The sequence below is a fragment of the Agrobacterium sp. RAC06 genome, from assembly GCF_001713475.1.
Classification (GTDB): Bacteria; Pseudomonadota; Alphaproteobacteria; order Rhizobiales; family Rhizobiaceae; genus Allorhizobium.
This window is the reverse complement of sequence record NZ_CP016499.1, coordinates 215690-235466: the sequence shown is the minus strand read 5'-3', so window position 1 is coordinate 235466 and position 19777 is coordinate 215690. Positions and strand designations below refer to the sequence as shown.

Sequence of the window (19777 nt, the reverse complement as noted above, 5' to 3'; positions counted from 1 at the left end):
GCGGAAAATCGGCGAATGAAAAGAGCGTGTGCTCACTCCTCCACCTTGCTGAGATCGAGCCTTGCCGTCAGCGGCAGATGATCGGAAGCAAGGCGAGCAAGAGGTGTATCATGGGCCGTCAGATCGGCGATCAGGCCGGACCGGTTCGCCATGATCCGGTCGAGCGAGAGAACCGGCAGACGAGCGGGAAAACTCGGGATTGGTGGCGGTAACGGCCCAAAAACCGGCTCAAGCCGTGTGAGCGCCGAGCCGGGCCCCAGCCGCCACTCGTTGAAATCTCCCATCAAGAGCGTGGCCCGCTCGGCGCGGTTCTGCAAGAGATCGAGAATGACATCCGCCTGCTGGCGGCGCGCCCAGCGCAACAATCCGAGATGCGCCGCAATCACCCGCAGCCCGGCCCGGCCTTCAATATCGATTTCGGCCACCAGAGCGCCCCGCGGCTCAAGACCGGGCAGTGCCACCTGATGCACGTCACGCACAATCCCTTCGCGAAACAGCAGCACATTGCCCCGCCATCCATGCGACTTCGGCCCGGTGAGTACCGGTACCGGCAGAAGACCAGTCTCCAGCCGCAGCCGATTGAGATCGAGAAGCCCGGAGCGCTCGCCGAAACGCTGGTCTGCCTCCTGCAGCGCGATCACGTCGGGACCGATTTCCCTGATAACGTCGATGATGCGTTCGGGATCAAATCGGCCGTCAGTGCCGACGCATTTGTGCACATTGTAGGAAGCGACGGTCAGCGCACCATCGACCTGTGCCTTGACCACCCGCTCTGCTGGACGCCATCTGCGATTGCGAATGGATGTCACCATCGTGCGGGCGAGGCTCGGCTTGGTCTTCTTCATCACACCTGTTGCATCCGTCGTCGGTTGGGCCGGGGGCCGGTTGCGGTTGAGGCCATGCACAAAACGCCGTCCTCGGTCAAAGATAGGGCGATCCGAGCCAGAACAAGCGATCAATCATCCGATTGGGCAGAGATCGTGTGCGGAGTGTATCAAGAGTGACCTGCCCGGCGCTGGACAGGCTGCGATCGATCCGGTCTTCGATCTGCGCGGCAAGGTCACGATCATAGACCTCGAGATCGATCTCGAAATTCAGTCGCAGCGAACGCGAATCGAGATTGGACGAGCCAATGAAACACCATTGCCGATCGATGACCATCAGCTTCGAATGATCGAATGGACCATCCGCCAGATGCACCCGGCACCCTTCGCGCAGGATCTGGTCGAACTGCCCCATCATTGCACGCGCAACGATCGCCAGATTGTTCTGCGAGGGCACGATCACGTCCACCTGAACGCCCCGACGGGCAGCCGTGTTCAGTGCCGCAATAAATGTCGTGTCGGGCAGAAAGTATGGAGAGACGATCCGGATCGACCGTTCGGCCACGGAAAACGCGCCGAGCAGAAGCCGATGATTCGTCTCGATATGGGTGTCAGGGCCGGATACCACCGCCCGAACAGCGGTCCCTGCCCCCGGCACCGCGTCATCGAGCCGGACGCCCCATTCCGGCCCCAGCAGCACTTCACCGGTCTCGAAGTGCCAGTCTTCGGCAGCAACCGCCAGAATGTCGGCGACAACAGGTCCGGTCACCCGAAAATGCGTGTCGCGCGCGCCATCCGGCCCGGTGAAACCCGCACGGATATTCATGCCGCCGACAAAAGCGGTGGCCCCGTCCGTCACCAGGATTTTCCGGTGCGTCCGCAGATTGGCGTAAGGCAGCCGCAGGCCCATGATGACCTGCCCGTTGAAGACGGCGACCGGAACGCCCCCCTCTTCGAGATAGCCGATGATGCTGGGTACGCTGTAACGCGCACCGACGGCATCGACGATCACCCGGACGGCGACACCGCGCTGATGCGCGGCGATCAGGCAGTCGGCCACGCGTCGGCCGACGACATCGCGATCGAAGATGTAGGTTTCGAGGATGATGCTGTGTTGCGCGGCTTCGATTGCCTGACACATGGCATCGAAGGTCTCCTCCCCGGTCGAGAGCATCGCGATATGGTTGCCCGACGACAGAGGATGCCGGGTTACCCTGTCACCGAGCAGTTTCATCGGTCCGAATCGATCACCGAACTGGGCGGCCACGGTTTCGCGGTCGATGCTGTAGAGCGAAAGGCTGCGCCAGATTTCGTCGAGTTCGAGCGCGCGTCTGGAGATGAGCGTTGCGCGCCGGATGCGGTTGATCCCCGCGACCGCGTAGATCATTGCGCCCACCAGCGGCGACAGGATGATGATGCCGACCCAGCCGAGCGCCGAGCGCACCTCGCGTTTCGTCATCGCCGCATGGGTGGCCGCCACCGTGCCGAAAACGACGGACAGAACGGCAAGGGTTTCGGCCCAGTAGATCTGGATCAGGTCCATCATGATGCGGCAACGAAACAGGTTTCAGGGTGGAAGGCAACCACGGCCGGATGGATGTGGCTCACTCGCCGGCAGCAAGCAGTTTGGCGGCTGCCGCCCGCGCCTCATCGGTGACGGAAGCGCCGGCAAGCATGCGGGCGATCTCTTCCTTCCGATGCTCCGGCTCCATGATGGCAACTCGGGTCGCGATCTTGTCCCCCGCATCACCGGTCGGTCCCTTGGAGATGAGGAAATGCGCAGAAGCGCGAGCCGCAACCTGCGGCGCATGGGTGACGGACAGCACCTGAACCTTGGCAGACAGGCGCTTCAGCCGCTGGCCGATGGCATCGGCCACCGCACCGCCGACACCCGTGTCGATCTCGTCGAAGACGAGTGTTGGCGCGGAGCCTCGATCCGCAAGCGCCACCTTGAGTGCCAGCAGGAAGCGGGAGAGCTCACCGCCTGAGGCAACCTTCATGATCGGGCCGGGTCGGGTGCCGGGGTTGGTCTGGACGTGGAACTCGACCGTGTCGATACCGTCCGCAGTCGCATTGTCGGCGTCGGCTGAGACCTCGACCATGAAACGGGCGCGCTCAAGTTTCAACGCCGGCAGTTCTTGCATGACGGCATCGGCAAGCGCCTGGGCGGCGTTCTGCCGTTTGCCAGACAGTTGCAGCGCCAGCTGGTCGTAATGCGCCCGGGTTTCGCGGACGGCTGCCTCCAACTGGCCAAGCCGCTCTTCTCCGGCATCGAGATCGGCGAGATCGGCCACCATTTTTTCGGCAAGCGCTGGGAGATCTGCAACGGCGACCGAATATTTCCGGCCCGCCGCGCGAAGCGCAAACAGACGCTCCTCGACGCGCTCCAACTCGCGCGGATCGAACTCCGTGCGGCGCAAGGCGGCTTCGACTTCCATCTGCGCTGCAGACAGCGTGTCGAGGGCCGTGCCAAGCAGCTGCACGGTCTCTTCCAGCAGTCCGGGAGCCTCGTGGCTCTTGCGCTCCAGTCGGCGCATCAGGGATGCGATATGCGGTACTGGCGAGGCATTGCCATTCAGGAATTCGGAGGCCTCGGCGATGTCGCCGGCGATGCGTTCGGATTTCTGCATGGCGGAGCGCCGCTCGGCGAGCTCGTCCTCCTCGCCATCAAGCGGCGAGAGACCCTCCAGCTCCTCGACGGAGGCCCGCAGGTAATCGGCTTCGCGTGCGGCCGCCTCAACCTTCGCCTTGTGGGTCTTGTAGGCCCGCTCGGCCTCACGCCAGCGGCGATAGCTGTCCCCGAGTTCAAGCGCTTCGTCGGTCAGACCGGCAAAGGCGTCGAGCAGCATGCGGTGGGCATTCGTGTCGATCAGCGCACGATCGTCGTGCTGGCCATGGATCTCGACCAGCAACTGGCCGACCTGGCGCATCAGCTGCACGCTGACAGGCTGATCATTGATATAGGCACGGGTGCGGCCATCGGCGGATTGCACGCGGCGGAAGATGAGGTCGCCGTCGTCATCGACGCCATTCCCCTTCAGCAGTGTCCGGGCCGGATGGCTACCGCCAACATCGAAGACGGCAGTGACCTGCCCCTTGTCCTCGCCATGGCGCACGAGCGAACCGTCGCCGCGGCCACCAAGGGCCAGCGAGAGGCTGTCGAGAAGAATGGATTTTCCGGCCCCGGTTTCCCCTGTCAGCACGGATAGACCGGTCTCGAAGGCAAGATCCAGCCGCTCGATCAGAACGATATCGCGGATCGACAGCTGGACCAGCATAGGCTCAGTTTCTCACTTCGTGACTTAAGACCGTCAGGTCCCGATCAGCAGCCTGCGACCGGCGCGGGTGATCCACGAACCGGAATTCTCACGCGGTTCGAGACCGCCTCTCTGCAACAGCGCATAGCTGTCGGCATACCACTGGCTGTCCGGATAATTGTGTCCGAGCACCGCCGCCGCAGCCTGGGCCTCCGAAACCACGCCCATCGCGTAGTATGACTCGACCAGACGGGCGAGAGCTTCTTCGATCTGGTTGGTGTTGGGATACTGCTCGACGACAACGCGGAAGCGCGAGACGGCTGCGAGATATTCCTTCCGCTCCAGATAGTAGCGTCCAACCTGCATTTCCTTGCCGGCGAGCTGGTCACGCGCGAAACGCATCTTCGCCTGTGCGTCATCGACATATTCCGAATCGGGGAAGTCGTTGACGACGCGCTGCATCGCTTCGATCGTCTTGACCGAATTGCGCTGATCCTGCGTGACGTTGGAAATCTGTTTCCAGTAGGACAGACCGACGAGATACTGCGCGTAAGCGGCATCCTCGGACTTCGGATAGAGGCTCAGGTAGCGGTTGCCGGTCGCAATCGCGTCGGCATAGCGGCCAAGGCGGTATTTCGTGAAGGTGCTCATGACGAGTGCCTTGCGCGACCATTCAGAGAACGGGTTCTGGGCGTCGACCGCGTCAAACTTGCGGGACGCTTCGCTCATATTGCCAGCCTTGATGTTGGCAAGGCCCTGATTGTAGAGCACTTCCGGCGGCTCGGTCTCGGCAGCGAGTTTGCTGATGTCGATATCAGGGTCGCTTTGGCATCCCGCGAGCACGGCGCCGAAAGACAACATCACGCTCAGGCCCGCAATACGCACGGCATTCTTCACAACGACCGATCCCACTTGATTCATTCGAAAGATCCCGATTGCAGCGCCGCTTGAAAACCGTCGCCTTCAACTGGCGTTTCTAGCCACAAAAGCGGCACTAGGGCAACGCAGTGATGTGACTTTAACGCATTTTTGTGGCAGGGCACCCAGAAAGTGCCATTCTGCCCTTATCCTTGCCTGCTCAGCAAAGCGCCGGCCTTCAGGAAGAAGCCGGCGTTGAACTTTGATTGACCTGTCTTGTACTTACGCCGACCAGGGCGCGAATTCCGAAACCTGCACCGGAACGAATTCCCGGGCGCGAACCTGGTGGCTGCGGCTCGGCGCTTCCACGACCTCATAGGCGGTCGGGTCGCTGAGCAGCGCCTTCAGTGCATTCGCATTCATCTTGTGACCGCCGCGATAGGAGCGGTAGCAGCCGATGAACTGGGCACCGGCGAGAGCGAGGTCACCCACGGCATCGAGCGTCTTGTGACGGACGAACTCATCCTTTTCGTAGCGCAGCCCCTCGACATTGATCACGGTATCGTCGTCCGAGATGACCACCGAGTTTTCAAGCGAAGAACCCAGTGCGAAGCCCGCAGCCCAAAGGCGCTCGACATCGCGCATGAAGCCGAAGGTGCGCGCGCGCGACAATTCGGTCTTGAAGGTTTCGGCCGTCAGGTCGCCTTCCCACTTCTGTCGACCAATCAGCTTGCTGTCGAAGTCGATTTCGACCTCGAAACGCGTGCCGTCATAGGGGCGGAACTCGGACCAGGACGCACCGGCCTCGATGCGAACCGGTTTGATGACGCGAATGTAGCGGCGCTTGACCCCGAGATTCGTGATGCCGACCTGTTCGATCGCATCGATGAAGACTTCCGAACTGCCATCCATGATCGGCATTTCAGCACCATCGACTTCGACCACGACATTGTCGAGACCGAGCGCATAAAATGCGGCCATGACATGTTCGATCGTGGCCACGGACCGAGCCGGATTGGTGCCGAGCACGGTGCAGAGATCGGTATTGCCGACATGCGCAGACACTGCGCGATACTCACTGGTAGAACCGTCATCGTGTTGGCGGACGAACACAATACCTGTCCCGGCTTCAGCCGGCTGGAGGGTGATGGAGACCTCGCGGCCGGAATGAACCCCGATACCCGTCAGCGTGAGAGACGCTGCGATCGTGGTCTGAAATCCGAGCAAAGCAATTGCCATTCCGATAGCCTTAAAATGAAGCGACGAGGCGGTGGATCGTTTGCTTCCCGTCGCAATCTCTTGTCAAAGGGCTGATAGGCCCTGTGTTCGATCACATACATACGTGTGACCGGGACGTGAGCCAAATCACTGATTCTTTCGCTTTGTAACGAAGGCAGTCCCTTGATTATCCTCAAGAATTCGACGTGTTGTCACAAAGTGTGAGACGCAAAAAACCCGGGCCTCTCGACCCGGGTCTGTCGAAGGTGAGTCGTGCTTTCCTTAGCTCGTCTGGCGACGCAGGAAAGCAGGGATTTCAAGCTGATCGTCTTCGCTGGTGGCGCGTGCCGGCGTGGCACGGCCCTGATCATCAAGCTGGCCACGACGCGGAGCGTAGAGGCTGGCTTCGGCCGACAGCGGACGACGCTGCTGCGACGGAGCAGCCGGCGCAGAACCGGTCATGTCACCCATGACAGTCTCTTCGTCAGCCTGACGACCGAGCGAATTGGTGATCCGCTTCAGCAGACCCATCGGGCCGCGCTCGTCCTGGGCAGCGGGTGCTGCCGGCTGGGCGCGGTGGTCGATCTCGGCGCGCAGCACCGGCGGGAAGTCTTCCACCTTCGGCATGCGGACGGGCTCAGCTGCCATGCGCGGCTCTGTCATCACAGGTGCCGGAGCGACCGGCGCCTGCATGACCGCAGCGGGCTGCTGCATCACCGGTGCCGGCTGGCTCATGACGGGAGCCGGAGCAACCGGCTGGACCATCTGCGGAGCGGGAGCTGCTTCCGGAGCCGGCGAAGCGAACAGGCGGCTTGCCGGACGGAATTCCTCCTGCGAAGCGGGCTGCGGCTGGCTCATGATCGGCTGGCGGGCAGTTGCGATCTCGAGTTCCCGTTCCATGGCTGCTTCAGCCGAACGAATGGTGTCTGCGACCGGATCCATGGTCGGCTTGGGGGCCTGCGTCATTGCAGGCTGATATGCGGCCGGTGCCGGAGCAACGGCCGCGGAGGGACGCATAGCGGGCTTTGCCAGCGGAGCGGCTTCGAAGCCCTTGGAGGCAAGTGCTGCACGGTCGATACCGGTGGCAACGACAGACACGCGGATGATGCCTTCGAGCGCTTCGTCGAAGGTGGCACCAAGGATGATGTTGGCGTCCGGGTCGACTTCTTCGCGAATACGGGTCGCAGCTTCGTCGACTTCGAACAGGGTCAGGTCACGACCGCCGGTGATCGAGATCAACAGGCCCTGAGCGCCCTTCATCGAGGTTTCGTCGAGCAGCGGATTGGCAATTGCGGCTTCGGCAGCCTGCATTGCGCGGCCTTCGCCCGATGCTTCGCCGGTGCCCATCATCGCACGGCCCATCTCGCGCATCACTGAGCGAACGTCCGCGAAGTCGAGGTTGATCAGGCCTTCCTTGACCATCAGGTCGGTGATGCAGGCAACGCCGGAATAGAGCACCTGGTCGGCCATCGCGAAGGCGTCGGCGAAGGTGGTGCGGTCGTTGGCAATGCGGAAGAGGTTCTGGTTCGGGATGACGATCAGCGTGTCGACCGACTTCTGCAGTTCCTCGATGCCGGATTCGGCAAGCCGCATGCGGCGCGCACCTTCGAAGTGGAACGGCTTGGTGACGACACCAACGGTCAGGATACCCTTGTTGCGGGCAGCCTGGGCGACAACCGGAGCGGCACCGGTACCGGTACCACCGCCCATGCCGGCGGTGACGAAGCACATATGGGTACCATTGAGATGGTCGATGATCTCGTCGATGCATTCTTCAGCGGCAGCGCGACCGACTTCCGGCTGCGATCCTGCGCCGAGACCCTCGGTGACATTGACGCCGAGCTGGATGATGCGCTCGGCCTTGGTCATGGTCAGCGCCTGGGCATCCGTGTTGGCAACGACGAAATCGACGCCCTGCAGACCAGCGGTGATCATGTTGTTGACGGCGTTGCCGCCACCGCCACCGACACCGAAGACGGTGATGCGGGGCTTCAGCTCAGTAATATCTGGCTTCTGCAGCTTGATGGTCATGGTACCCGTTCCTTCTTTTTCCGGCCGCATCGCCAAGCCGGCCATGTCATTTCAACAGATTTCCCTTGGCCGAACCTTGTGTTCGGCCGGGTAAACTCAAAAACTCTCTTTCAGCCATTGGCCCATGCGGGCGAAGCGGCTGTTTCCGTTGCCGAAGGGCGAGAACAACCCGCCCTGCCCGGCATGTGTTTCCTGATCCGCCATCTGCGGATAGATCGTCAGCCCGACGGCCGTCGAGAAGGCCGGTCCCTTGGCCGCGGCCGGGAGGCCGGACACACCCATCGGACGACCGATACGCACGTTCCGGGCCAGAATGCGGCGGGCCGCTTCCGGCATGCCGGTGAGCTGGCAGGCACCACCGGTCAGAACCACGCGCTTGCCAACCACCGGCGAGAAGCCCGACTTCTGAATCCGGTCGCGCAGCATCTCGAGGGTTTCCTCGATCCGCGCGCTGATGATCCGGGTCACAAGTGCCTTCGATACCTGGGTCGGCTGATCACGATCGTCTTCGCCGATCGGTGGAACGGACACGACCTCACGATCATCGGCGCCGTTGGCGACAGCCGAACCGTGAACGACCTTCAGACGTTCTGCATCCTCGATACGGGTCGAAAGCCCGCGCGCCAGATCGGTCGTCACATGGTGACCACCAATCCCGATGGCGTCCGTATGGATCAGCTTGCCTTCGGCGAAGACAGAGATGGTGGTCATGCCACCGCCCATGTCGATCGCCGCGCAACCGAGCTCCACTTCGTCGTCGACCAGGGCCGCAAGGCCGCTGGCATAAGGCGTGGCGACCACACCCTCGACGGTCAGATGGGCCCTGTTGATGCAAAGCTCCAGATTGCGAAGCGCTGCACGTTCGGCCGTGACCACATGCATGTCGACGCCGAGAACGTCACCATACATTCCAAGTGGATCACGGATTCCCCGCTCTCCGTCAAGAGAAAAGCCTGTCGGCAGCGAATGCAGGACGGCACGGTCATTGCCCTGGGACTGCTGACCGGCAGCGATCAGCACCTTGCGCAGATCGCCGGATTCGACTTCCTGCCCACCGAGATCGATGGACGCGGTGTAGACGTCGGAACCGATGCGACCGGCAGAAACGTTGACAATCAGGCTCTCCACGGTGAGGCCTGCCATGCGCTCGGCAGCATCGACGGCCAAGCGCACGACATTTTCAACGGCGTCCAGATCGGCAATCACGCCGGACTTGATGCCGTGCGAGCGCTGATGACCGAGACCGATGACCTCAACATTGTGCGTACGACCCGGCAGTACAGCAGACTCGCGGCGCGGTGTGAGGCGCGCGATGATGCAGACCACCTTGGTCGAGCCGATATCGAGCACCGACACGACATGCGCCCGCTTCGACGAAAGCGGCTTGGTGCGCGGAAAACCAAAGGAAGAGCCACCGAAGATGCTCATATCTTCTGCTCCAGTTTCTTCAGAGCCTTGCGACGCTCTTCGAGGGCAACCGTACGGCGCTCCTGCGCGCCGACGGTCAGCCGAACGGCGACACGATCGGGCAGCCGCAGATCAACGACTGCGATGTCGCGCGACAGAACCTGCTGCTCGACGTCAAAACGGTTGAGCAGTGCGAGGGCACCCGGGACGTTCTCTTCCGGCAGGCGAACGACAATTCCGTTTTCCAGGTGAACATCCCAGCGACGGCCACCAACACGCACGAATGCCTTCACCCGCGAAGCAATTGCCGGCCACCGGGAGAACTCCTCATCGATGGCTGCAGCTGCGGTTTCGGCATCGCGACCGACGAAGAGCGGCAGCGATGCGAACTTGTTGTCACGCAGCGGCGCGATCACCGAACCGGACCGCTCGATAAGCGAAAGATCATTACCGTGCTGCCAGATGCCATAGGCCTGACGCTCACGCAGAACAACTTCGACGGTAGACGGATAGACCTTGCGGACCTCGGCCGATTCGACCCAGGGGAGCTCGGAGAGCGCCTGGCGCGCAGCAGCAATGTCGAGGCCGAGCAGGCTGGTCGATCCATCAAGACCGAGCAGCTGCAGGATATCGATTTCCGACGTATGCTGATTGCCGGAGACCCGAACATCTTCGACCGCAAAACCAGCCGACGCCGTAACGGTCTGCATGACGATCGGGCCGTGGCCACCGACCACAGTTCCATGCAGACTGACCAAACCATAGAACGCCACCAGACTGACCTTGCCGAGATGGCGCGGCAGCGCGATACGGCCCGAGCACAAGGCAAGCACAAATCGCACCAGGCGGCGCAGCGGACGCGGCAGCACCTTCGTCTCACCCGACGCAATCGGCGCAGCCGGATACACGCCGGACCCACCCACCAATTTGTTGCCGCTCAACGAGAACAAGAAGCGTCCTCCACCATCCAACGTACGAATTCACCAAAGCTGTAGCCCGCAAGGGCAGCCATTTCAGGCAGCAACGAAGTGGGGGTCATGCCCGGCTGGTTGTTAAGCTCCAGCCAAATCAGATCACCATCCTCGGAGAAGCGATCGTCATAGCGGAAGTCGGACCGACTCACTCCGCGACACCCGAGCGCCTGATGTGCCTTCAGCGCTAATGATTGTATTTTTTGGTAAATTTTCGGTGAAATTTGCGCAGGAAGCACGTGCTCCGAACCACCCGCCGCATACTTGGAGTCGTAATCGTAGAAGCTGTTGCCGAGCGGCACGATCTCGGTGACGCCGAGCACCTTGCCATCCATCACGCCGCACGTCAGTTCGCGACCCGCCACATAACGCTCGACCATCACGAGATCGCCGTAACGCCATTCACTTGACGTCAGGATCTGCGGCGGGTGCGCCATATCCTCGCGGACGATGACTACACCGAAGCTCGACCCCTCACGAACCGGCTTCACGACATAGGGCGGCGCCATTGGATGCATGTTGCCGACGTCGAAGCGATTGATGACCATGGCTTCGGCGACAGGAATGCCGGCCTGGGCGGCCACGATCTTCGCCTGTTTCTTGTCCATGGCAAGTGCCGACGCAAGCACGCCGGAATGGGTGTAGGGGATCTCGAGATATTCAAGCACGCCCTGAATGGTGCCATCTTCGCCATAGGGACCATGCAGCGCATTGAAGGCGACATCCGGCTTCAGATCTTCGAGGACACGACCGATATCGCGACCGACATCAACGCGCGTGACCTTGAAGCCCTCACCCTCGAGAGCCGAAGCGCAGGCGTTGCCAGAGGACAAGCTCACAGGCCGCTCGGAGGACAATCCACCCATCAAAACCGCGACATGCTTGCCACTCATCTACGCCTCGCAAAATCTAAAATTCGACCGGCAATCGCACCGACTGATCCGGCTTTGTCAGATCAGTTGAACAACATTAAGGTTAATGAACCGTTTACTTTCGTTAATTTGGTCGCGAAAGCGCCTGCCCTGCAAGCCAAACAAAGACTTGAGGTTATCGGACGAAGCCGATGAAAAGACAGAGAAAGTTAACGGATGAGATTAATCAGGCGCTGAGCCGCGACAGGTTCACGGCGGATTGACCATCGTCAGAAACCGGAGCCGCGAAAGGTGCCACAGGGACATCTTTCGCATGCACGATTCGGTTCCGCCCGCTGGCCTTGGCGAGATAAAGGGCGCGGTCGGCGCCTGAAAACAGCTCGCTGAAGCCGAGTTCGGCGACGCCGTCGGAGACCCCGGCAGACACGGAAATCGAAACAGGCCGCCCTGAAATTTCCAAACCCATGCCTTCGACAGATGCGCGGATCGCTTCGGCGATCTCCATCGCTCGCTCCGTCCCCTGCCCGGTCAAGAGGACGGCAAACTCCTCGCCGCCGATGCGGGCAATGGCCTCATCCGGGCCGAGGACATTCGTCAGGCAGTTCGCCGTTTGCACGATGACGTCGTCACCCGCTTTGTGACCGAGAGTGTCATTGACCAACTTGAAACGATCGATATCGAGCAGGATCAGAGCCACCGGCCCACGCGCGGCCTCGAACGTGTCGAGGAATGCCCGGCGGTTCATCAGACCGGACAGCATGTCGGTTCGGCTCAATGTCTCGAAACGCTGGCGCGATACGCCAAGGTCGTAGATCGCAAGGCCGACGACCGAATAGGCAATCACGGCGACGATGAAGGAGACGGGCGGCGTCAGCATTGTCGCGACGACAAGCGCCGGCCCCAGAGGATATGGCAGAAGCCCGAGACCGACGAGGATGAAGTGACTGAAGACGTTGAGGCCATAGGCAAACACGGCAATCTTGGCTGCCATGGCCACGGCCTTCCACAGCACCGCCTGCCGCGAGGAAAACTCGCCAAGCGTGAGCTGCCGGATTACCCAGACATGCACCAGATCAAACATGAAACTCCCCGAACCTTCGGGGAGCTTAACCGAGCGACGTTAAAACTTCGTAGGAAAGAGGCCGAAGGCTTAGGCCTCGGCGACGCCCATGAACGGCTTCACTTCGCGACCGGGCATGAAAATGCCGAGGCGTTTGATTTCCCATTCAAGCTTGATGCCGGAGGTTTCGAAGACCCGCTGGCGAACGGTCTCGCCGAGATATTCGAGATCGTAGCCCGTCGCATGGCCGACATTGATCATGAAATTGCAGTGGAGCGACGACATCTGCGCCCCGCCGATCATCAGACCGCGGCAGCCTGCCTCGTCGATCAACTCCCAGGCCGAATGGCCCTCGGGGTTCTTGAACGTCGAGCCACCGGTCTTTTCCTTGACCGGCTGTACCGTCTCGCGATGGTGACGAACCGCATCCATGTCTGCGCGGATCTTCGCCTTCTCTTCCGGATAGCCTTCGAAGAGCGCGCTGGTAAAGATCAGGCCTTCGGACGCGGCCGAATGGCGATAGCTGTAGCCCATGTCGGCATTCGACAGCACATGCACATTGCCCTTGCGATCGACGGCCTCGACCTCCATCAACCGGCCGGCCGTGTCACCGCCATTGGCGCCCGCATTCATGCGGATCGCGCCGCCGATCGAACCGGGAATACCGTAGTAGAAGTGGAATCCGCCGATATTGTTGTCCATCGCCATGGCGGCGATGTGCTTGTCCGGGCAGATCGCTCCGGCACGGATGCGGTTCTCGCCGGCAAGCTCCACCTGTCCGAACCCCTTGGCGGACAGACGAATGACGACACCGGGAATGCCCCCGTCGCGCACCAAAAGGTTCGATCCGACGCCGATTACGGTCAGCGGCACCTCTTCGGGCAAAAGCTTCAGGAAACTGGTGAGGTCCTCGACGTCATGCGGCTGGAACATCAGCTCCGCCAGCCCACCGGCCTGGAACCAGGTCACCCGGTCCATTGGCGCATCAGGCGTCAACCGCCCCTTGAGATCGTTGACCCCCGGGCCGAGCGACGCCAGAAGCTTTTCCCCATCCACCTGTTTCATTCAAGACTTTCCCGCAATTGCATCTAGTTCCGTCGGCAAGGCAGCAGCCCACTGGGTAATGTTGCCGGCCCCCAACAGGACCACGAAATCACCCGGTTGTGCAATGCCTGCAACGAGAGAGGCGAGCTGATCCGGCGCGGCCAAGTAACGCGCGTCGCGATGACCGCCTGACTTGATGCGCGATACCAGCGTTTCTGAATCGATACCCTCAATCGGATCCTCACCGGCCGCATAGACCGGCGAGAGAAAGATCGTGTCGGCATCGTTGAAGCAGTTGGCGAAATCATCGAAGAGGCTGGCAAGGCGCGAATAGCGATGCGGCTGATGCACCGCAATGATCCGTCCCTGGCAGGCTTCGCGGGCCGCTCTGAGCACCGCCTTGATCTCCACCGGGTGGTGGCCGTAATCGTCGAACACCTGCACGCCATTCGATACGCCCGTCAGCGTGAAGCGCCGCTTGACGCCGCCGAAGCCGGCAAGTCCCTTGCGAATACTCTCTTCCGAAATGTCGAGCCGGTTCGCGACAGCAATTGCGGCGCAGGCATTGGAGATATTGTGCCGGCCCGGCATTGGCAGCACCAGATCCTTGAAATTGAAAACCCGGCCGGTACGACGACGGCGGATCTCCACATCGAAGATAGAACGGATGCCATCGAGGCGCACATTCGAGAACCGCACATCGGCCTGCGGGTTCTCGCCATAAGTGATGACCTTGCGGTCCTCGATCTTGCTCACCAGCGCCTGAACTTCCGGATGGTCGAGGCACATCACCCCGAAGCCATAGAACGGGACGTTCTCGACAAACTGGCGGAAAGCCGCCCGCGCATTGTCGAAGGTGCCGTAATGGTCGAGATGTTCAGGGTCGATATTGGTGACAACAGCGACATCGGCCGGAAGCTTCAGGAAGGTACCGTCGGACTCATCAGCCTCGACCACCATCCACTCACCCTCACCCATGCGGGCATTGGTGCCATAGGCATTGATGATGCCGCCATTGATGACGGTCGGGTCGAGATTGCCAGCTTCCAAGAGAGCGGCAACCATCGAGGTCGTCGTCGTCTTGCCATGCGTGCCGCCGATTGCGATCGCGTTGCGGAAGCGCATGAGCTCGGCGAGCATTTCGGCACGCCGGACAATCGGCAAGAGCTTCTCGCGGGCGGCAATCAGTTCCGGATTGTTCTTCTTGATCGCGGTCGAGACGACGACGACTTCGGCATCACCGAGGTTCTCGGCCTTGTGGCCGACAAAGACTTCGATGCCCTTGGCGCGGAGACGCTGAACATTGGCGCTCTCGGCCTGGTCAGACCCTTGCACCTTGTGTCCGAGATTGTGCAGCACCTCGGCAATCCCGCTCATCCCGATGCCGCCGATCCCGATGAAATGGACGAGGCCGATGGTTTTCGGCATTTTCATTGTGTGGCTCCCTTCGACTGGGCAATGCCCTTGCCGGCGGCAATAGCCTCTACGAGGTCTGCGAGCAAGCCGGCAGCGTCGGGCTTGCCCGTGCTTTTCGCGGCCGCCGCCATGGTTGCGAGCCGCTCCGGGCCCTCCATCGCCGTCGTCAGAAGGTCAGCAATGCGCTCGGCAGAAAGCGCCGACTGGGCGATCACCTGCGCGCCGCCCTGCGCCGCGAGTGCTGCGGCATTCGCCGCCTGGTCGTGGTCGAGTGCATGCGGATAGGGAACAAGCACGCTCGGGCGACCGATCACCGCGAGTTCGGAGACCGTAGACGCGCCAGAGCGGCAGATCACGAGATGGGCCGTCGCCATACGCTCCGCCATGTCGGTGAAAAAGGGCGCGACATCAGCGCGAATGCCAAGCGTCGCATAGCTATCGATGACCTTCTGGCGGTCTTCGGGCCTGGCCTGCTGGGTCACCACGAGGCGCTGACGCAGCGCGTCGGGGAGAAGCCGGATGGCGCCCGGAATAGCGTCGGAGAAGAACTGCGCGCCCTGGCTTCCACCGAAGACCACGAGGTTGAAGGTTTCGCCGGCGCCGGACGCGACATAGGGCTGGGCGGCGGCCCCGATGACGGCCGGGCGTACCGGATTGCCGGTCAGCACCATCTTGGCCTTGTGTTCGCCGTCAGGTGACAGAAAACCACCAGCGATCGCCCGCACTCGCGAGGCAAGCAGCTTGTTTGCCCGTCCCATCACGGCATTCTGCTCATGCACCGCCGTCGGAACGCCGAGACCGGAGGCCGCGAAAAGTGGCGGCACGGTCGGGTATCCGCCGAAGCCGATAACGGCCTTCGGCTTCAGGCGTGACACCAGAGCTCGCGCCTCGCGATAACCGCGCCACAGCGAGAGAAACGCCTTGACCACGGCGACCGGGTTCTTCGAAGCGATCGTCGCAGACGAAACGGTGTGGATCTCATCGGCCGGGAAGCTTCCGGCGTAACGTTCGGCACGCCGGTCGGTCACCAGATGCACGCCATAGCCGCGCGCCTTCAATTCATGCGCCAGCGCTTCGGCCGGAAAGAGATGGCCGCCGGTTCCCCCGGCGGCGAGAAAGACGATACCCTTGGTCATTACGCTTTACTCCGCAGGCACGCCCGCGACCGAACGGAACAGGCTGCGCTCCTGGGCGCGCTTTTCCGGACGGCGGCGGGTCAGCGCCAGGATGAAGCCGGCCGTGACACAGATCGCCGTCATCGACGATCCGCCATAGGAGATGAGCGGCAGCGTCATGCCCTTGGCCGGCAGAAGTTCGAGATTGACGCCGATATTGATCATCGACTGGACGCCGAGGAGCAGAACGAGACCGGACACGGCGAGACGGTTGAAGTCGTTGCGCTCCTTGTAGGCATGGCTGAGGCCGCGCAGAACAAGAAAGGCGAAGATCGCGACCAGCGCCATGCAGAAGACGATGCCGAATTCTTCCGCAGCGACCGAGAAGATGAAGTCGGTATGGCTGTCGGGAATGATGCGCTTGACGATACCCTCGCCCGGCCCCTGGCCAAACCAGTCGCCACGAATGATCGCTTCGCGGGCGGTATCGACCTGGAAGGTATCGCCCTCGCCGGTCAGAAACCGGTCTATTCGTCCGGCGACGTGCGGCAGCGTCAGATAGGCCCCGAAGAAGCCTGCACCGCCGAGTACGCCGAGCACGACGATCCAGAGCCAGGGCATGCCGGCCATGAAGAACATCGCCCCCCATACGCTGCCAATCAGGATGGTCTGCCCGAGGTCAGGCTGGGCGATCAGGAGGGCTGCGGCAATTCCGAAGAGCAGAATGGCAAAGAGATTGCCCGGGATCTCAGGCTGGCGCGCATGTTCGGCAAACAACCAGGCGCAGATCACGACAAAGGCCGGCTTCATGAATTCCGACGGCTGGATCGACATGGAGCCCAAAGACAGCCAGCGGCGGCCGCCCTTGACCTCGAGACCGATGAAAAGCACCAGCACCATCATGATGAGCGAGGCCGCAAGGATCAGCATGGCCATCCGCCTGACCTGTCGTGGCGACAGGAAGGACAGTCCGATCATCACCCCGAGTGCCGGCAGCATGAAAAAGGCATGACGCTTGACGAAGTGGAAGCTGTCGAGATTGAGACGTTCGGCAACCGCCGGCGAGGCTGCGAAAGAGAGCATCAACCCGATCCCCATCAGGAGAACGAAGGTGATCAGGAACAGACGGTCGATCGTCCAGAACCAGTCTGCGACAGGTCCTCTCTCTACGCGGCTTACCATCTCATTTGCCTCCTGTCGGCAGGTCGATCAGCATCGTCACTCCGTCCAGATCTGCGACATGCGAAACAAAGGCGTCGCCGCGGACCTCGAAATTCTTGTACTGGTCGAAGCTTGCGCAAGCCGGTGAGAGCATCACGGCCGAAGCTTCGCCATCCCGATCGGCATCATCAGCGGCATGCGCCACGGCGCGCTCGAGGTGGTCCGAGATCTCGTAGGCCACGCGGTCGCCGAGCTGTGCCGCAAAGGCGGAAGCAGCCTCGCCGATCAGATAGGCCTTCACGATGCGCGGGAAGAGTGGTGCGAGGCTTGCGATGCCGCCTTCCTTGGGCAGACCGCCGGCAATCCAGTAGATCCGCTCATAGCTGGAAAGGGCGGGTGCTGCAGCATCCGCATTGGTCGCCTTGCTGTCGTTGACGAAAACTACGTGACGTCGCCGCCCGACCGGCTGCATGCGATGCTTGAGGCCGGGGAAGCTCTGAAGGCCCTTGCGGATCTCGTCTTCCGAGACGCCTGCTGCCAGGCAGGCGGCAATCGCGGCGCAGGCATTCTGGGCATTGTGGCTGCCGCGCAGCGTCTGGATCCCATCGAGATCGACCAGAGGAGCAGATGCTCCGTTCTCGGCCCGCATGATGCGCGAGCCGTCGGCATAGAGGCCATCGGCGAGCGGCTGCCGCTTCGAGATCCGGATGACCTTGGTCCCGGCACGTTCGACACGGTCGCCGATCAGCTCGCAATAGCTGTCATCGGTCCCGACGATCGCAGTCTTCGCTCCGGCGACAAGACGCTCTTTCACCTCGGCATAATGCTGCATCGTGCCGTGGCGATCGAGATGATCGGGCGTCAGGTTGAGCAGGATGCCGGCAGTCGGGTTCAGCGTCGGGGCAAGGTCGATCTGATAGGACGAGCACTCAACGACGAAGAAACGGCCGTCCTTCGGTGGATCGAGCGTCAGAACCGCACGGCCGATATTACCGCCAAGCTGGGTGTCGCGGCCACTCGCCTGAAGAATATGGGCGATGAGAGCGGTGGTCGTCGACTTGCCGTTGGTCCCGGTGATCGCGATGAACGGGCAATCCGGTGCCTGCGCCCGCCGCTCGCGCACGAAGATCTCGACATCGCCGATGATCTCCACGCCGGCATTGCGGGCAAAACCAACCGTCCAGTGTGGCTTCGGATGGGTGAGCGGCACGCCGGGCGAGAGCACAAAGGATGCGACCGACGACCAGTCGATCTCGCGCAAGTCCCGGGTCGGTACGCCTTCGGCTTCAGCCCGCGCAACGCTGTCGGGATTGTCGTCCCAGGCAATGACATTTGCGCCACCGGCCTGAAGAGCCTTCGCCGTGGCGAGACCCGAACCGCCGAGCCCGAACAGCGCGACGGTCTTGCCCTTGAAGGTGTTGGCCGCGATCATCGCCGCCTCACCGCAGCTTCAGGGTGGAAAGGCCGAGCATGGCAAGGCCAACCGCGATGATCCAGAAGCGGATGACCACCTGGCTCTCGGTCCAGCCGAGCTTTTCGAAATGGTGGTGGATCGGCGCCATCAGGAAGACGCGCCTGCCCGTCAGCTTGAAGTAACCGACCTGGATGATCACCGAAAGCGTTTCCATGACGAAGAGGCCGCCGATGATCGCCATGACGATCTCATGCTTGGTGGCAACAGCCACGGAGCCGATCAGGCCACCAAGGGCAAGCGACCCCGTATCGCCCATGAAAATGGCAGCCGGCGGGGCGTTGAACCACAGGAAACCGAGCCCTGCACCGATCACGGCACCGAGCACCACCGCAAGTTCGCCCGTGCCCGGCGTGAAATTGATCTGCAGATAGTTGGAGAACACCGCATTGCCGGCGAGATATGCGATCACGCCGAAGGAGGCAGCAGCGATCATCACAGGCACGATGGCAAGACCGTCGAGACCGTCCGTCAGGTTGACCGCATTGCCGGCGCCGACGATGACGAAACCGCCGAACAGCACGAAGAAGATCCCGAGATCGATCAGGAAGTCCTTGAAGAAGGGAAAGGCGATCGAGGATCCGAAGGTTGAGCCTTGAGGCCCGGAACTCAGCGCCGTCGACATCATGAAGTAGACGGCGATGCCCGCAATCACGAATTCGATGCCGAGGCGCGCCTTGCCGGAGAAGCCCTTCTCCGTCTGCTTCGTGACTTTGAGATAGTCGTCATAGAAGCCGATTGCGCCAAAGCCGAGCGTCACCAGCAGCGTGGCGACGACATAGACGTTGGAGAGATCAGCCCAGAGCAATGACGACACCACGATGCCGGCCAGGATCATCAACCCGCCCATCGTCGGCGTTCCCGCCTTCTTGAAATGGGTTTGTGGTCCGTCGGCGCGGATAGGCTGTCCCTTACCCTGGCGCACGCGCAGGGACGAGATGATGGCCGGGCCGAACAGGAAAACCACCAGCGCCGAGGTGAAGAGAGCAGCCCCGGTGCGGAAGGTGATGTAACGGAAGAGATTGAAAAACTGAAGGTTATCCGCCAGTTCCACAAGCCAGATCAGCATTGG

At 61.7% G+C, this 19777-nt stretch carries 16 protein-coding genes; all 16 read right to left on the bottom strand.

Annotation, left to right across the window (positions count from 1 at the left end):
- Nucleotides 1–32: 32 nt before the first annotated feature.
- Nucleotides 33–845, bottom strand: coding sequence for an endonuclease/exonuclease/phosphatase family protein (locus tag BSY240_RS01085; RefSeq protein WP_069041126.1), 813 nt, complete (start codon nucleotides 843–845; stop codon nucleotides 33–35).
- A gap of 76 nt (nucleotides 846–921) precedes the next feature.
- Nucleotides 922–2370 (bottom strand): cardiolipin synthase, encoded by a 1449-nt coding sequence (gene cls, locus BSY240_RS01080; protein ID WP_069041125.1) that lies wholly within the window; start codon nucleotides 2368–2370, stop codon nucleotides 922–924.
- A 58-nt stretch (nucleotides 2371–2428) separates the two neighbouring features.
- A complete protein-coding gene (gene recN / locus BSY240_RS01075; RefSeq protein WP_069041124.1) occupies nucleotides 2429–4102 on the bottom strand; it encodes a DNA repair protein RecN in 1674 nt (557 codons plus the stop codon).
- 33 nt (nucleotides 4103–4135) lie between these two features.
- On the bottom strand, nucleotides 4136–4942 hold the full coding sequence (locus BSY240_RS01070) for an outer membrane protein assembly factor BamD (RefSeq protein ID WP_371418484.1): 807 nt from the start codon (nucleotides 4940–4942) through the stop codon (nucleotides 4136–4138).
- Nucleotides 4943–5221: 279 nt separating this feature from the next.
- Entirely contained in the window at nucleotides 5222–6178 is a 957-nt protein-coding gene (gene lpxC / locus BSY240_RS01065) for a UDP-3-O-acyl-N-acetylglucosamine deacetylase (RefSeq protein ID WP_054151684.1), read from the bottom strand.
- A gap of 261 nt (nucleotides 6179–6439) precedes the next feature.
- Nucleotides 6440–8188: a cell division protein FtsZ gene (gene ftsZ / locus BSY240_RS01060; protein ID WP_069043772.1), complete on the bottom strand. Its 1749-nt coding sequence runs from the start codon at nucleotides 8186–8188 to the stop codon at nucleotides 6440–6442.
- A 96-nt stretch (nucleotides 8189–8284) separates the two neighbouring features.
- Entirely contained in the window at nucleotides 8285–9616 is a 1332-nt protein-coding gene (ftsA, locus tag BSY240_RS01055) for a cell division protein FtsA (RefSeq protein WP_054151683.1), read from the bottom strand.
- Entirely contained in the window at nucleotides 9613–10545 is a 933-nt protein-coding gene (locus tag BSY240_RS01050) for a cell division protein FtsQ/DivIB (protein ID WP_069041123.1), read from the bottom strand. Before BSY240_RS01050 ends, ftsA begins: the two co-directional genes overlap by 4 nt.
- A complete protein-coding gene (locus BSY240_RS01045; RefSeq protein WP_069041122.1) occupies nucleotides 10533–11459 on the bottom strand; it encodes a D-alanine--D-alanine ligase in 927 nt (308 codons plus the stop codon). Before BSY240_RS01045 ends, BSY240_RS01050 begins: the two co-directional genes overlap by 13 nt.
- A gap of 205 nt (nucleotides 11460–11664) precedes the next feature.
- Nucleotides 11665–12519, bottom strand: a complete 855-nt coding sequence (locus tag BSY240_RS01040) for a GGDEF domain-containing protein (protein WP_069041121.1) — start codon at nucleotides 12517–12519, stop codon at nucleotides 11665–11667.
- A 69-nt stretch (nucleotides 12520–12588) separates the two neighbouring features.
- The gene (gene murB, locus BSY240_RS01035; protein WP_069041120.1) at nucleotides 12589–13563 is read right to left on the bottom strand and encodes a UDP-N-acetylmuramate dehydrogenase; all 975 of its coding nucleotides are present in this window, start codon (nucleotides 13561–13563) and stop codon (nucleotides 12589–12591) included.
- Nucleotides 13564–14976: a UDP-N-acetylmuramate--L-alanine ligase gene (gene murC, locus BSY240_RS01030; protein WP_069041119.1), complete on the bottom strand. Its 1413-nt coding sequence runs from the start codon at nucleotides 14974–14976 to the stop codon at nucleotides 13564–13566.
- Nucleotides 14973–16094: an undecaprenyldiphospho-muramoylpentapeptide beta-N-acetylglucosaminyltransferase gene (murG, locus tag BSY240_RS01025; RefSeq protein WP_069041118.1), complete on the bottom strand. Its 1122-nt coding sequence runs from the start codon at nucleotides 16092–16094 to the stop codon at nucleotides 14973–14975. Before murG ends, murC begins: the two co-directional genes overlap by 4 nt.
- 6 nt (nucleotides 16095–16100) lie before the next feature.
- Nucleotides 16101–17255: a putative lipid II flippase FtsW gene (gene ftsW, locus BSY240_RS01020; RefSeq protein WP_054151676.1), complete on the bottom strand. Its 1155-nt coding sequence runs from the start codon at nucleotides 17253–17255 to the stop codon at nucleotides 16101–16103.
- A 1-nt stretch (nucleotide 17256) separates the two neighbouring features.
- A complete protein-coding gene (murD, locus tag BSY240_RS01015) occupies nucleotides 17257–18666 on the bottom strand; it encodes a UDP-N-acetylmuramoyl-L-alanine--D-glutamate ligase (protein ID WP_069041117.1) in 1410 nt (469 codons plus the stop codon).
- Nucleotides 18667–18673: 7 nt separating this feature from the next.
- Nucleotides 18674–19774, bottom strand: coding sequence for a phospho-N-acetylmuramoyl-pentapeptide-transferase (gene mraY / locus BSY240_RS01010; protein ID WP_006725936.1), 1101 nt, complete (start codon nucleotides 19772–19774; stop codon nucleotides 18674–18676).
- Between the last annotated feature and the right edge of the window lie 3 nt (nucleotides 19775–19777).

Coding starts and splice junctions, on each gene's coding strand:
- murG (WP_069041118.1), bottom strand. CDS start 16,094: ATGACCAAGGGTATCGTCTTTCTCGCCGCCGGGGGAACCGGCGGCCAT.
- mraY (WP_006725936.1), bottom strand. CDS start 19,774: ATGCTGATCTGGCTTGTGGAACTGGCGGATAACCTTCAGTTTTTCAAT.
- murD (WP_069041117.1), bottom strand. CDS start 18,666: ATGATCGCGGCCAACACCTTCAAGGGCAAGACCGTCGCGCTGTTCGGG.
- ftsA (WP_054151683.1), bottom strand. CDS start 9,616: ATGAGCATCTTCGGTGGCTCTTCCTTTGGTTTTCCGCGCACCAAGCCG.
- BSY240_RS01040 (WP_069041121.1), bottom strand. CDS start 12,519: ATGTTTGATCTGGTGCATGTCTGGGTAATCCGGCAGCTCACGCTTGGC.
- cls (WP_069041125.1), bottom strand. CDS start 2,370: ATGATGGACCTGATCCAGATCTACTGGGCCGAAACCCTTGCCGTTCTG.
- BSY240_RS01085 (WP_069041126.1), bottom strand. CDS start 845: ATGAAGAAGACCAAGCCGAGCCTCGCCCGCACGATGGTGACATCCATT.
- murC (WP_069041119.1), bottom strand. CDS start 14,976: ATGAAAATGCCGAAAACCATCGGCCTCGTCCATTTCATCGGGATCGGC.
- lpxC (WP_054151684.1), bottom strand. CDS start 6,178: ATGGCAATTGCTTTGCTCGGATTTCAGACCACGATCGCAGCGTCTCTC.
- BSY240_RS01045 (WP_069041122.1), bottom strand. CDS start 11,459: ATGAGTGGCAAGCATGTCGCGGTTTTGATGGGTGGATTGTCCTCCGAG.
- murB (WP_069041120.1), bottom strand. CDS start 13,563: ATGAAACAGGTGGATGGGGAAAAGCTTCTGGCGTCGCTCGGCCCGGGG.
- BSY240_RS01070 (WP_371418484.1), bottom strand. CDS start 4,942: ATGTTGTCTTTCGGCGCCGTGCTCGCGGGATGCCAAAGCGACCCTGAT.
- recN (WP_069041124.1), bottom strand. CDS start 4,102: ATGCTGGTCCAGCTGTCGATCCGCGATATCGTTCTGATCGAGCGGCTG.
- ftsZ (WP_069043772.1), bottom strand. CDS start 8,188: ATGACCATCAAGCTGCAGAAGCCAGATATTACTGAGCTGAAGCCCCGC.
- ftsW (WP_054151676.1), bottom strand. CDS start 17,255: ATGGTAAGCCGCGTAGAGAGAGGACCTGTCGCAGACTGGTTCTGGACG.